Source organism: Pseudomonas sp. NCIMB 10586, from assembly GCF_023127895.1.
In the GTDB taxonomy this organism is placed as follows: domain Bacteria; phylum Pseudomonadota; class Gammaproteobacteria; order Pseudomonadales; family Pseudomonadaceae; genus Aquipseudomonas; species Aquipseudomonas synxantha_A.
On record NZ_SPKQ01000007.1, the window covers coordinates 278982 to 291475 of the forward strand.

The 12494-nt window shown below is 59.8% G+C and carries 13 protein-coding genes and 1 pseudogene; 4 read left to right on the forward strand and 10 right to left on the reverse strand.

Features of this window, described 5'->3' with window-relative positions; all coding sequences use genetic code 11:
- Positions 1–113 precede the first annotated feature (113 nt).
- Positions 114–965, forward strand: coding sequence for an SDR family oxidoreductase (locus E4P01_RS03355; protein ID WP_216090483.1), 852 nt, complete (start codon positions 114–116; stop codon positions 963–965).
- 126 nt (positions 966–1091) lie between these two features.
- On the opposite strand, the gene E4P01_RS03360 is transcribed toward E4P01_RS03355, so the two are convergent.
- The 6 genes from E4P01_RS03360 to E4P01_RS03385 all read right to left on the reverse strand — a co-directional run bounded on the left by E4P01_RS03360 (position 1092) and on the right by E4P01_RS03385 (position 6385).
- Entirely contained in the window at positions 1092–1832 is a 741-nt protein-coding gene (locus E4P01_RS03360; RefSeq protein WP_032878714.1) for a hypothetical protein, read from the reverse strand.
- A gap of 56 nt (positions 1833–1888) precedes the next feature.
- Positions 1889–2269 carry a RidA family protein gene (locus E4P01_RS03365; RefSeq protein ID WP_003176922.1) on the reverse strand — a complete coding sequence of 127 codons (381 nt, stop codon included), beginning with the start codon at positions 2267–2269 and terminating at the stop codon, positions 1889–1891.
- Between the two features lie 24 nt (positions 2270–2293).
- Positions 2294–4399 (reverse strand): bifunctional GTP diphosphokinase/guanosine-3',5'-bis pyrophosphate 3'-pyrophosphohydrolase, encoded by a 2106-nt coding sequence (spoT, locus tag E4P01_RS03370; protein WP_032878715.1) that lies wholly within the window; start codon positions 4397–4399, stop codon positions 2294–2296.
- A gap of 60 nt (positions 4400–4459) precedes the next feature.
- Positions 4460–4723, reverse strand: a complete 264-nt coding sequence (rpoZ, locus tag E4P01_RS03375) for a DNA-directed RNA polymerase subunit omega (RefSeq protein WP_003176920.1) — start codon at positions 4721–4723, stop codon at positions 4460–4462.
- 167 nt (positions 4724–4890) lie between these two features.
- Complete coding sequence (gmk, locus tag E4P01_RS03380) at positions 4891–5511, reverse strand: guanylate kinase (protein ID WP_003213284.1); 621 nt, start codon at positions 5509–5511, stop codon at positions 4891–4893.
- 10 nt (positions 5512–5521) lie between these two features.
- Entirely contained in the window at positions 5522–6385 is an 864-nt protein-coding gene (locus E4P01_RS03385) for a YicC/YloC family endoribonuclease (protein ID WP_005792488.1), read from the reverse strand.
- 214 nt (positions 6386–6599) lie between these two features.
- Here E4P01_RS03385 and rph point away from each other — a divergent pair, with 214 nt between their 5' ends.
- The gene (gene rph / locus E4P01_RS03390) at positions 6600–7322 is read left to right on the forward strand and encodes a ribonuclease PH (RefSeq protein ID WP_005792487.1); all 723 of its coding nucleotides are present in this window, start codon (positions 6600–6602) and stop codon (positions 7320–7322) included.
- Between the two features lie 22 nt (positions 7323–7344).
- Positions 7345–7713 carry a DUF4870 domain-containing protein gene (locus E4P01_RS03395; protein ID WP_005792486.1) on the forward strand — a complete coding sequence of 123 codons (369 nt, stop codon included), beginning with the start codon at positions 7345–7347 and terminating at the stop codon, positions 7711–7713.
- Between the two features lie 61 nt (positions 7714–7774).
- Here E4P01_RS03395 and E4P01_RS03400 read toward each other — a convergent pair whose 3' ends face one another.
- Positions 7775–8554, reverse strand: coding sequence for an exodeoxyribonuclease III (locus E4P01_RS03400; protein WP_003195493.1), 780 nt, complete (start codon positions 8552–8554; stop codon positions 7775–7777).
- Between the two features lie 82 nt (positions 8555–8636).
- Between E4P01_RS03400 and pyrE the strand changes: the two genes are divergently transcribed.
- A complete protein-coding gene (pyrE, locus tag E4P01_RS03405; protein ID WP_003195489.1) occupies positions 8637–9281 on the forward strand; it encodes an orotate phosphoribosyltransferase in 645 nt (214 codons plus the stop codon).
- Positions 9282–9447: 166 nt separating this feature from the next.
- On the opposite strand, the gene argB is transcribed toward pyrE, so the two are convergent.
- The 3 genes and pseudogenes from argB to dut form a co-directional block, all read right to left on the reverse strand.
- Positions 9448–10353, reverse strand: coding sequence for an acetylglutamate kinase (gene argB / locus E4P01_RS03410; RefSeq protein WP_003213275.1), 906 nt, complete (start codon positions 10351–10353; stop codon positions 9448–9450).
- Positions 10354–10373: 20 nt separating this feature from the next.
- Positions 10374–11786, reverse strand: a pseudogene (locus tag E4P01_RS03415) (phosphomannomutase/phosphoglucomutase); the annotation flags it as partial.
- A gap of 248 nt (positions 11787–12034) precedes the next feature.
- Positions 12035–12490 carry a dUTP diphosphatase gene (gene dut, locus E4P01_RS03420; RefSeq protein WP_005792483.1) on the reverse strand — a complete coding sequence of 152 codons (456 nt, stop codon included), beginning with the start codon at positions 12488–12490 and terminating at the stop codon, positions 12035–12037.
- Positions 12491–12494 lie beyond the last annotated feature (4 nt).

Below are 12494 nucleotides of genomic sequence, written 5' to 3' on the forward strand. Positions count from 1 at the left end.
TTATTGCAAGTAATTCTTGTTAACTAAAGTGGCACTGTTACTTTATTTCGCTTTTCACTGGCCGTTGATCCACTCGCGCGGCTAATCTGCGCCTTTGAGAATGGAGTTTTATGATGTCTGCGCCTTCTGTTGTGATTGCCGGTTGCGGTGATGTGGGTAGTCGGCTGGCTAGCCAATTGCTGGCCTCGGAATGGGAGGTCCACGGCCTGCGCCGCGATGTTTCACGCTTGCCCGACGGCGTGATCGGCATTGCCGGCGATCTGTTCAAAAAGGACTGTCCGGACACCTGGCCAATCGGCGGGGTGGATTATCTGGTGTACAGCGCCGCTGCCACCGACCACGACGAGGCCGGCTATCGCGCCGCCTACGTGCAAGGGTTGCAGCATGTACTGGAGTGGCTGGACGACTACGGCCAGGCGCCCAAGCATTTGCTGTTTGTCTCCAGCAGCAGTGTGTATGGGCAGCAGAACGGCGAGTGGGTCGACGAAACGTCAGAGACGCAAGCGAAGGGTTATTCCGGGCAGGTGATGCTGGAAGCTGAGCAAGTGGCGCTCAATAGTGGTATTCCGGCCACCATCGTGCGGCTGACCGGGATTTACGGCCCGGGTCGTGAATGGCTGCTGACCCAGGTGCGTCAAGGCTACCGCGTAGCGGTTGACCCGCCTTTATATGGCAACCGGATTCACGCTGATGATGCGGCCGGGCTGCTGGCGTTTTTACTGCGGCACGTAGAGCAGGGCGGTACATTGGACAAAGTCTACATCGGTGTCGACGATGCGCCGGCGCCATTGGCCGAGGTGGTGGGCTGGTTGCGCGAGTACCTGGGTGTGACCGAATGGGCTGATGACGCCAGTGTGCGGCGTGCGGGGAGCAAGCAGTGCAGTAATGCGCGTATCAAGGCGTTGGGCTGGGTGCCGACTTACCCGACTTACCGGGAAGGCTATGCCGCCATCCTGAAAGAATGAAACCCGGTCAAAAATGTGGGAGGGGGCTTGCTCCCGATAGCGGTGAGTCAGCCAAGGAAATATTGACTGGTGTGATGCTATCGGGGGCAAGCCCCCTCCCACCTTTAGATCCAGGTGACGTTGTTATTACTTTTCAAGCAGCCATTGGCGCGGGCCTGGGGTAAACGAAGGCACTTCATCGGCCTGGGCGGTGTTGATCGCCTGGAAGATTTCCAGTTGCTCACCCTTGCGTACGAAGATCCATGGGTTGCCCTGGCCGTTCAGTTGCAGCCAGATGCTGTCGTAGCCGCCGCTCATGGAGGCGCAATCACCCGCCAGGCACAGTGAGTAACGGTCAACGCCAGGCAGACCGGCGATCTTGCCGTCAGCCTGGAACTGCACTGTGGCGCCGTTGCCGGTGCCGTCGGTTATCTTCCAGTCGCCGCCCATGTAGGCCGCATACAGCGCCCGTTCGAAGTTGGCACCCAGTGGTGCGCCTTCGGGGGCCGGGTCTTTGGCGCGGGCGAACAGCTGCTCTGGCTCATTGTCGTTGGCCACTTGCAGCAATTGTTTGCCTTTGCGCTTGAGTTCGGTGGCGGAGCTGCCGTAGAAGTCCACGCTCCACGCGCCGGGTTTTTCACCCGACAACTTGCCTTCCGCTACTTCAAAACCGTTGTAGTAGCGCGCCTGCAACGCCTTGGTGTTGACCTCCCACTCAAGGTTGGGGCCATAGGATTGCAGGGCTTCACGCAAAGGGCCGCCCTTGGCTGCCGCGTCGATGGCGGCCTGGTTGATCCAGGTACCGCTTACGTCCAGATCGGCCGGGTTGCTGGCACAACCGCCGAGCAACAGTGCGAGCAACGAAGAGGCTACAAGCGCTTTGCGCATTACGAAATCCTTATGAAGCGAAGCCGGCGCAGCCTTTTGGGGCTGCGCCGGGTGTTTTACTCGATGACCAGAATGGCGTCCATCTCAACCTGTGCGCCCTTTGGCAGGGCGGCAACGCCGATGGCGGCGCGGGCTGGGTAGGGTTGTTCGAAGTACTTGCCCATGATCTCGTTGACCTTGGCAAAATGGCTCAAGTCGGTGAGGAAGATGTTCAGCTTGACGATGTCCTTGAACGAACCACCGGCAGCTTCAGCCACGGACTTGAGGTTTTCGAAGACTTGTACGGTCTGGGCTTCGAAGCCTTCAACCAGTTCCATGGTCTTTGGGTCCAGCGGAATCTGGCCGGACATGTAGACGGTGTTGCCCGCCTTGATCGCCTGGGAGTAGGTGCCGATGGCGGCTGGGGCTTTATCGCTGGTGATAACTGTCTTGGTCATGAATGACTCCTTGTAATGGATCGGTTATGCACGCATACGGGTGATGCGGATCACACCGGTCAAGGCGCGCAGTTTCTTGATCACGCGGGCCAGGTGCACGCGGTCGTGCACACTGACCACCAGTTGGACCACGCTGATGCGACCATCACGTTCGTCCATGCTGATTTTCTCGATATTGCCGTCGGCCGCGTTGACGCTGCTGGCCAGCAGGGCGATCAGGCCGCGCTGGTGTTCCAGCTCCACCCGCAGCTCGACGTTGAACTCGCCGGTGACATCCTTGGCCCACGAGAGCTGGATGCATTTTTCCGGGTTGTGGCGGATTTCGGTGATATTGCGGCAGTTGTCCAGGTGCACCACCATGCCCTTGCCTGCGGACAGGTGGCCGACAATCGGGTCGCCCGGAATCGGTGTGCAACATTTTGCGTAACTGAGCACCAGACCCTCGGTGCCGCGAATCGCCAGCGGGCCTTCCGGGCTCGGCAGTTGTTCGCCTTCGCCAAGCAAGCGACGGGCGACCACGTAGGCCATGCGGTTGCCCAGGCCGATATCTTCGAGCAGGTCTTCGACGGTTTCCTGGCGATACTCATGAAGCATCGCCTGCACGCGCTCTTGCGCAATCTTGTCCAGGGCGCTGTCGAAGCCGTTGAGCACCTTGTTCAGCAGGCGCTCGCCCAGGCTGATGGACTCGGAGCGACGCTGCAGTTTCAGGGCGTGGCGAATATGTGTACGGGCCTTGCCGGTGACCACGAAGTTCAGCCATGCCGGGTTGGGGCGTGCGCCTGGAGCACTGACGATCTCGACCGTGGAGCCGCTTTGCAGGGGCTCGGACAGCGGCGCGAGACGACGATTGATCCGACAGGCAATGCAGCTGTTGCCGACGTCGGTGTGTACCGCGTAGGCGAAGTCGACCGCTGTGGAGCCCTTGGGCAGCTCCATGATCCGGCCCTTGGGCGTGAACACGTAGACCTCGTCCGGGAACAGGTCGATCTTCACGCTTTCGATGAATTCCAGTGAGTTGCCGGCACGTTGCTGCATTTCCAGCACGCCCTTGACCCACTGGCGGGCGCGGGCATGGGTGCCTTTGGGCTGCTCGTCGCCACTGGACTTGTACAGCCAATGGGCGGCGATGCCGTTGTTGGCCATCTCTTCCATTTCGCGGGTACGGATCTGAATCTCGATCGGCACGCCATGCATACCGAACAGCGTGGTATGCAGCGACTGATAGCCGTTGGCCTTGGGGATCGCGATGTAGTCCTTGAAGCGGCCCGGCAAGGGCTTGTACAAATTATGTACAGCGCCCAGCACGCGGTAGCAGGTATCGACCTTGTCGACGATGATCCGGAACGCGTACACGTCCATGATCTCGTTGAAGGCCCGGCGCTTGCCGCGCATCTTCTTGTAGATGCCGTAGATGTGCTTCTGGCGGCCACTGACCTCGCCTTCGATTTCGTCGATTGCCAGGCAATGGCTCAGGGATTCTTCGATCTTGTTGACGATTTCCTTGCGATTGCCCCGGGCGCGTTTGACCGCCTGGTAGATGCGCGCCGAACGCATCGGGTGCATGGCTTTGAAACCAAGGTCTTCGAATTCGATACGAATAGCGTGCATGCCCAGCCGGTTGGCGATGGGCGCGTAGATTTCCAGGGTTTCCTTGGCGATGCGCCGACGCTTTTCGCCGGACAGCACTTCCAGCGTGCGCATGTTGTGCAGCCGGTCGGCCAGCTTGACCAGGATCACCCGAATGTCTCGGGCCATGGCCATGGCCATCTTCTGGAAGTTTTCCGCCTGGGCTTCGGCCTTGGTCTCGAAGTTCATCTGGGTCAGTTTGCTGACCCCGTCGACCAGTTCGGCCACGGTTTCGCCAAATTGCGCGCTGAGCGCTTCCTTGGCAATGCCGGTGTCTTCGATCACGTCATGCAGCATAGCGGCCATCAGGCTCTGATGGTCCATGTGCATGTCGGCCAGGATATTTGCCACCGCAAGGGGATGGGTGACGTACGCCTCACCGCTACGTCGGCGTTGGCCGTCGTGGGCTTGTTCGGCGTAGAAATACGCTCGGCGGACCAGGTTGACCTGGTCGGGGCCGAGGTAGGCCGATAAGCGATCGGCGAGGGCGTCTATGCTCGGCAAAGTGTGAACTCCTGCCGATGACTGTGACCCTGCGCCGTGCTACGTCGACCTGGCATAGGCTTAGACGGCCTCGTTGGACTCGTCCTCGAACGCTGCAAACAGCGGTTCGTCTTCAACGATTTCGGCGTTGGCAATGAACTCGTAGCTCATCAGGCCTTCAGCGATTTCACGCAGAGCTACAACGGTAGGCTTGTCGTTTTCCCACTGGACCAGGGGCTCTTTGCCGCCAGTGGCCAGTTGACGGGCACGCTTGGTAGAGAGCATGACCAGCTCAAAGCGGTTATCCACGTGTTCTAGGCAGTCTTCAACGGTTACGCGGGCCATGGTATTCCTCGGAGCGAATGCAAGATGCGCGCTGCCCGGTTGGGCGAGCGGACTGAGCAGTTTAAAAAATCACCAGCGTTTAGGGAAGCGCTGATTTTTCGCAGGCTCTCGCAAAACCGCTACAAGTGCCAATGTAAGGCCCTTGCAGCGGTTTTGGGAAGAGCCAATCAGCCGAGCAGTTCGGCGAGTAATTTGCCGAAACGCTGCTGTTGACGCTTTTGCTGGAGCTGATTGGCACGGAAAATCGCCTTCAAATCATCCAAGGCGTGGGCAAAATCGTCATTGATGATCAGGTAGTCGTAGTCGACATAGTGGCTCATTTCGCTGACGGCTTCACGCATACGCCCTTCGATGATCTCGTCGCTGTCCTGGCCACGGTTGGTCAGGCGCTGGTGCAAGGCTTCAAGCGACGGCGGCAGGATAAAGATCGAGCGTGCCTTGGGCATCAATTGGCGCACTTGCTCGGCGCCCTGCCAATCGATTTCCAGAATCAGGTCGTGGCCTTCGTCCAGGGTCTGCTGCAGATGACTTTGGGAGGTGCCGTAGAGGTTGCCGAAGACTTCGGCGCGCTCCAGGAAGTCGCCGTGTTCGATCATCTTGACGAATTCGGTACGCTCGACGAAGTGATAGTGCACGCCGTTCACTTCGCCCGGGCGCATGGCGCGGGTGGTGTGCGACACCGAAATGCGGATCTGCTCGTCAGCGTCGGTCAAGGCTTTGACCAGGCTGCTTTTGCCCGCGCCCGAAGGGGCGGAAATGATGTAAAGGGTGCCGGTGCTGTGGGTCATGGAGGTTGCCTTACTCAATATTCTGTACTTGTTCGCGCATTTGCTCGATCAACACTTTGAGGTTGACCGCCGCCGTGGTGCTGCGCGGATCGAACGCCTTGGAGCCCAGTGTATTGGCTTCGCGGTTGAGTTCCTGCATCAGGAAGTCCAGGCGCCGACCGGCGGCGCCACCGGACTTGAGCACGCGGCGTACTTCAAGAATGTGGGTGCTCAGGCGGTCGAGTTCTTCGGCCACGTCGCTTTTCTGGGCAAGCAGGACCATTTCCTGTTCCAGACGCGTCGGGTCAAGGTCGGCTTTCATGTCGGTGAAGCGGTCGAGGATCTTCTGGCGTTGGGTAGCAAGCATCTGCGGCACCAGTTCGCGCAGGGTGACCACATCGGCTTCGATCGATGTCAGACGCTCGTTGATCAGGCGCGCCAGTTCAGCGCCTTCGCGCTCACGGCCGGCCTTGAGCTCCTTCAGGCCCTGGTTGAACAGCGCGAGGGCTTCGGCGTTCAGGGCCTGCGGGTCGGTTGCGTCGCCCACCAGTACGCCGGGCCAGGCCAGGACTTCCAGAGGGTTCAGCGCGGCCGGTTGCTTGATCAGGCCGGCGATGGTTTCGGCGGCGGCAACCAGTTGTGCGGCGCGGTCGCGGTCCAGCTGCAGCGGTTTACCGGTGGTTTCTTCGGTAAAACGCAGGGTGCATTCCAGCTTGCCACGGGAAATGCCCTGGCGCAGCGCTTCACGAACGGCGCCTTCGAGGTCGCGGAACGACTCGGGCAGGCGCAGGTGTGGCTCCAGGTAACGGCTGTTGACCGAGCGCAATTCCCAGCTGAGGGTGCCTTGAACCCCGGCTTTTTCGACACGGGCGAAGGCGGTCATGCTGTGCACCATGGAGGTACCTCGTGTTGGATAGATAGAGATTGGCCAGGCCGACCTGTAGGAGCGAGCAAGCTCGCTCCTACGGTCGAGAGGCGCAGGATTGTAGCGCAGTGCGCAGGAGGCGCCCAAACATGCGCATTCGTAACCGAATTTTTAGAAGTGCCCCGAATCGGCTCGCGGCTCTATAATGCTCGGCAGTTTTTCGTCCTCAGTACAGGTATCCCCTATGAAACGTCCAAGTGGTCGCGCTGCCGATCAGCTCCGCTCGATCCGCATCACCCGCAACTACACCAAACACGCCGAGGGATCCGTACTGGTCGAGTTTGGCGATACCAAGGTGATTTGCACCGTCAGCGTCGAAAACGGCGTGCCGCGCTTCCTCAAGGGCCAGGGCCAGGGCTGGTTGACCGCAGAGTACGGCATGTTGCCGCGCGCCACCGGTGAGCGTAACCAGCGTGAAGCCAGCCGTGGCAAGCAAGGCGGGCGTACCCTGGAAATCCAGCGCCTGATTGGCCGTTCCCTGCGTGCCGCGCTGGACATGTCCAAATTGGGCGACGTGACCCTTTACGTCGACTGCGACGTGATCCAGGCTGATGGCGGTACCCGTACTGCATCCATCACTGGCGCCATGGTAGCCCTGGTCGACGCATTGAAAGTGATCAAGAAGCGCGGCGGCCTCAAGGCGGGTGACCCGCTCAAGCAGATGATCGCAGCTGTGTCGGTCGGCATGTACCAGGGCGAGCCTGTGCTGGACCTGGATTACCTGGAAGACTCGGCCGCCGAGACCGATCTGAACGTGGTCATGACCAGCACCGGTGGTTTCATCGAAGTGCAGGGCACCGCCGAAGGCGCGCCATTCCAGCCGGCTGAGCTGAACGCGATGCTGGCCCTGGCCCAGAAGGGCATGACCGAAATCTTTGCACTGCAAACCGCTGCACTCGCTGACTAAGCCCGCCCCAAGGAGAAGCGCCATGAATGACAGCCAATTGCCGGTTCCGGCACCGTCCAAGGAAGTACGCCAGTTGGCAATGCTGTGTCATTTCGCGGCGTTTGCAGGGTTGGTGTTCCCCTTCGGCAGCGTGTTGGGGCCGCTGATCCTGTGGCAGTTCAAGAAGGATGTGGACCCGCTTATCGATGATCAGGGCAAGGAAGCCCTGAATTTTCAGATCACCGTGGCCATCGCCTGGTTGGTGTGTCTGGTGCTGGGCTTCGTGGTGGTCGGCTTTTTGCTGATGACCGTACTGGTGATAGGGGCGTTGATACTGACGATCATTGCCGGGATCAAGGCCAACAAGGGCATTGCCTATCGCTATCCGTGGACTTGGCGTCTGGTCAAGTAACCGAGCGGCCACAAAAAAACCGACATTGCTGTCGGTTTTTTTTTGTGCCTGGAAAAAGACCTCAGATGGTCAAGGTCCAGTCGTAGTCCACGATCAGCGGCGCGTGCTGCGAGAAGCGCGGCTGGCGCGGCAGGCGTGCACTGCGTACGAACCGGCGCAGGCCCGGGGTCAGCAGCTGGTAGTCGAAACGCCAGCCCAGGTTGAGCATCTCAGCCTGTTCGTTATCCGGCCACCAGCTGTACTGATCGCCTTCGCGGCTGACTTCGCGCAGGGCATCAACATAGCCCATGTTGCCGACAATCTCGTCCATCCAGGCCCGTTCCGGCGCCAGGAAGCCCGGTGATTGCTGGCTGTCGCGCCAGTTCTTGATATCCAGCTTCTGTTGCGCCACGTACAGCGAGCCACAATAAATGTACTCGCGACGTTTGCGTCGCTGTTTATCCAGGTAACGGGCGAAGTCGTCCATTAGCTTGAACTTCTGGTTCAAGTCTTCATCGCCGTTCTGCCCCGAAGGAAGCAGCAAGGTCGCGATGCTGACCTTGTCGAAATCGGCTTGCAGGTAGCGCCCGTAGCGGTCGGCTGTCTCGAAGCCGAGGCCGCTGATGACCGCCTTGGGTTGCAACCGCGAGTACAAAGCCACGCCACCTTGGGTGGGCACTTCGGCATCGCAGGCATAAAGGAAGTAGCCATCCAGTTGGAAGGCTGGGTCGTCCAGTTCAAAGGCGGAGGCGCGGGTGTCCTGCAGGCAGATGACGTCGGCATTCTGGGCTTGCAGCCAACTGAGCAAACCACGCTCGACTGCAGCCTGAATACCATTAACGTTCACACTGATGATCCGCATAAATGGCCCCAAAAATCGCGTGCGTGTATGATACACGCCGTCCACCTAATTAGCTAAATCCGTGGTATCTGAGGCTTTTTTCATGCAGGCGTATCAACGCGATTTCATTCGTTTTGCCATCGATCGCGGCGTTTTACGCTTCGGTGAGTTCACTCTCAAGTCCGGGCGCACCAGCCCGTACTTCTTCAATGCGGGCCTGTTCAACTCAGGTTCGGCCCTGGCTCAGCTGGGCCGTTTCTATGCGGCAGCCATCGTTGAGAGCGGTATTTCCTTCGACGTACTCTTTGGCCCGGCCTACAAGGGTATTCCCCTGGCAGCGGCGACGGCGGTCGCCCTGGCGGAGCATCACGGGCAGGACTTGCCGTGGTGTTTCAACCGTAAGGAAGCCAAGGCCCATGGTGAAGGTGGCAGCCTGGTCGGCGCGCCATTGACCGGCGATGTGCTGATCATCGATGACGTGATCACCGCAGGCACCGCGATCCGTGAAGTGATGCAGATCATCGCTTCCCAGGACGGCGCAAAAGCTGCTGGTGTGCTGATCGCCTTGAACCGCCAGGAGCGCGGCAACGGTGAGTTGTCGGCGATCCAGGAAGTGGAGCGTGACTTCGGCATCCCGGTGGTGAGCATCGTGTCGTTGAACCAGGTGTTGCAGTTCCTGGAAGATGACCCGCAGCTCAAGCAGCATTTGCCGGCGGTGCGTGCCTACCGCGAGCAGTTTGGCGTCTGACACTGAATCCTGTGGGAGCGGGCTTGCCCGCGATAGCGGTGTGTCAGGCGGTGCATTTTTGCATGTACTGCCGTCATCGCAGGCAAGCCAGCTCCCACATGTGAACGGTGTACAAACAAAAGGCCCCGTTCGATTGGATCGAGCGGGGCCTTTTTAATTGCAGCGATCAAGGACGCTTGCGGTTACTGATCAGCGTGCCCACACCAGTATCGGTGAAGATTTCCAGCAGGATTGCATTTGGCACGCGGCCATCCAGGATCAGCGAGCTGCCGACGCCGCCCTGCACCGCTTCCAGTGCGCAACGGATCTTCGGCAACATGCCGCCGTAGATGGTGCCGTCGGCGATCAGGTCGTCTACCTGCTGGGTGGTCAGGCCGGTGAGTACCTTGCCTTCCTTGTCCATCAAGCCGGCGATATTGGTCAGTAGCATCAGCTTTTCAGCCTTCAGTGCTTCCGCCACCTTACCGGCTACCAGATCGGCGTTGATGTTATAGGACTCGCCATTGGCACCCACGCCGATCGGCGCAATCACCGGGATGAAGTCGCCCTTGACCAGCAGGTTGAGCAAATCGGTGTTGATGCCGATCACTTCGCCCACCTGGCCGATGTCGATGATTTCCGGCTGGGTCATCTCCGGCGTCTTGCGGGTCACGGTAAGTTTCTTGGCGCGGATCAGCTCTGCATCCTTGCCGGTCAGGCCGATGGCGCTGCCGCCGTGGCGGTTGATCAGGTTGACGATGTCTTTGTTGACCTGGCCGCCGAGGACCATCTCCACCACGTCCATGGTCTGCGCGTCAGTGACACGCATACCATCGATGAAGTGACTCTCGATCGACAGACGCTTGAGCAGGTCGCCGATTTGCGGGCCGCCACCGTGGACGACCACCGGGTTGATCCCCACGGCTTTCATCAGCACGATGTCGCGGGCAAAGCCGGTTTTCAGCTCGTCGCTTTCCATGGCATTGCCACCGTACTTGATCACCAGCGTCTTGCCGACGTAGCGTCGAATATAAGGCAACGCTTCGGACAGGACCTTGGCGGTGTTGGCAGCGGCTTCGCGTTCGAGGGTCATTCAGGGCTCCGGGCAAAAAATCAGAACGGTAATTGGAGATCAGGGGCAACACGTTTCAACTGGGCGTGGAACACGTCCTTGATGCGCTGCAACTCGGCCTCGGTATCCGCCTCGAAACGCAGGACCAGCACCGGTGTGGTGTTGGACGCGCGAACCAGGCCCCAGCCTTTGGCGTAATCGACTCGCACACCATCAATGGAGGTCAGGTTGGCGCCTTCACCCCATTGCGCATCGTGCAATGCGTCAATGATGCTGAATTTGCTCTCCTCGGTCACATGGATATTGATCTCTGGCGTAGAAATATCATTCGGGAAGGTCTGAAACAGTTCTTCGGCGGTGGATTTTTCCTTGCTGAGGATCTCCAGCAGACGAGCGGCGCTGTAAATGCCGTCGTCAAACCCGAACCAGCGTTCCTTGAAGAACACGTGGCCGCTCATTTCGCCGGCCAATAGTGCACCGGTTTCCTTCATTTTCTTTTTGATCAACGAATGACCGGTCTTCCACATTAGCGGGCGACCGCCGTACTCCTTGATCAGTGGCGTCAGGCGGCGGGTGCATTTCACGTCGAAGATGATCTCGGCGTTGGGGTTGCGCGCCACGACGTCACGGGCAAACAGCATCAGCAGGCGGTCGGGGAATACGATCTCGCCGGTTTCGGTCACCACGCCTACGCGGTCACCGTCGCCATCGAAGGCCAGGCCGACGTCGGCGCCCACTTCCTTGACCTTGGCGATCAGGTCCTCCAGGTTTTCCGGCTTGCCCGGGTCCGGGTGGTGGTTGGGGAAGTTGCCGTCGACGTCGCAGAACAGCGGGATTACTTCGCAGTTCAGCGCTTCGAGCAATTGCGGGGCTATCACGCCAGCCGCGCCGTTTCCGCAATCCACCACCACTTTGAGGCGGCGCGCGAGTTTGACGTCGCGGGTGATTTCATCGGAGTAGCGCTGCAGGATGTCGACCTTGGTGATGGTGCCGGTGCCGCTGGTCAGGTCGTTGGTCTTCAGGCGGGTGTGCAGGGCCTGGATCTGTTCATTGGCCAGCGTATCGCCAGCGATGACGATCTTGAAGCCGTTGTAGTCCGAAGGGTTATGGCTGCCGGTGAGCATCACCCCGGATTTACCGGCCAGTACGTTGGCCGCGTAGTACAACGCGGGTGTCGGCACCAGGCCGACGTCGCTGACGTGGCAACCGCTGTCGGCCAGCCCCTGGATCAGTTGCTCGACCAGCTCGGGGCCGGACAAACGGCCGTCACGACCCACCGAGACGTTGGGTTCGCCCTGGGCAAGGCTCTGCGAACCGATGGCGCGGCCGATCCAGTAGGCGGTTTCGGCGGTCAGGGTCTTGGGTACCACGCCACGAATGTCATAGGCGCGAAAAATGCTGTCGGGAAAGGTCGGGGCTACGCGGGCTGCGGTACTCATCGCGGGGGAAACTCCATCTGAAAGGGGGCAAGGCGGGCCTGATGTGGCTGGCCGGCAGGCTCAAACTGAAGGGTATGACGGCGTTTTCGGCAGAGAGTTCGTGGTGTAAAAATGCCATCGGCGCATTGGCGCTAGCATTATTTTTACGTAGTTCTTTGATTTCATTGGAGAAATCTCGATGATTATTTCCGCGCATTCTTCATCCTGAAAAGCCGGGCGGTGGCGCGTGGCCGGACGATTGCATCCGGCCACGTTCAGCTTAGTCAGTGACTGCCGGAATGCCCAAAACCGCCTGCGCCGCGCTGGGTTTCGTCGAATTCCTGCACCAATTCAAAATGCGCCTGCACCACCGGCACCAGGACCAGTTGGGCGATGCGCTCGCCGACGGCGATGTTGAAAGCAGTCTGGCCACGGTTCCAGCACGACACCATCAGCTCGCCCTGGTAGTCGGAGTCGATCAGGCCGACCAGGTTACCGAGCACGATGCCGTGTTTGTGGCCCAGGCCGGAGCGCGGCAGGATCAGCGCCGCCAGGCCCGGGTCGCCGACATAGATCGACAGGCCGGTCGGGATCAGGATGGTCTGGCCCGGCTCAAGGATGGTGTCTTCCTTGAGCATGGCGCGCAGGTCCAGGCCGGCGGAGCCTGGTGTGGCGTAGGCCGGCAGGGGGAATTCGTTGCCGATGCGGGGGTCGAGGATCTTGGCTTGCAAAGCGTGCATGAAA

Coding starts and splice junctions, on each gene's coding strand:
- E4P01_RS03355 (WP_216090483.1), top strand. CDS start 114: ATGTCTGCGCCTTCTGTTGTGATTGCCGGTTGCGGTGATGTGGGTAGT.
- E4P01_RS03360 (WP_032878714.1), bottom strand. CDS start 1,832: ATGCGCAAAGCGCTTGTAGCCTCTTCGTTGCTCGCACTGTTGCTCGGC.
- E4P01_RS03365 (WP_003176922.1), bottom strand. CDS start 2,269: ATGACCAAGACAGTTATCACCAGCGATAAAGCCCCAGCCGCCATCGGC.
- rpoZ (WP_003176920.1), bottom strand. CDS start 4,723: ATGGCCCGCGTAACCGTTGAAGACTGCCTAGAACACGTGGATAACCGC.
- gmk (WP_003213284.1), bottom strand. CDS start 5,511: ATGACCCACAGCACCGGCACCCTTTACATCATTTCCGCCCCTTCGGGC.
- E4P01_RS03385 (WP_005792488.1), bottom strand. CDS start 6,385: ATGGTGCACAGCATGACCGCCTTCGCCCGTGTCGAAAAAGCCGGGGTT.
- rph (WP_005792487.1), top strand. CDS start 6,600: ATGAAACGTCCAAGTGGTCGCGCTGCCGATCAGCTCCGCTCGATCCGC.
- E4P01_RS03395 (WP_005792486.1), top strand. CDS start 7,345: ATGAATGACAGCCAATTGCCGGTTCCGGCACCGTCCAAGGAAGTACGC.
- E4P01_RS03400 (WP_003195493.1), bottom strand. CDS start 8,554: ATGCGGATCATCAGTGTGAACGTTAATGGTATTCAGGCTGCAGTCGAG.
- pyrE (WP_003195489.1), top strand. CDS start 8,637: ATGCAGGCGTATCAACGCGATTTCATTCGTTTTGCCATCGATCGCGGC.
- argB (WP_003213275.1), bottom strand. CDS start 10,353: ATGACCCTCGAACGCGAAGCCGCTGCCAACACCGCCAAGGTCCTGTCC.
- dut (WP_005792483.1), bottom strand. CDS start 12,490: ATGCACGCTTTGCAAGCCAAGATCCTCGACCCCCGCATCGGCAACGAA.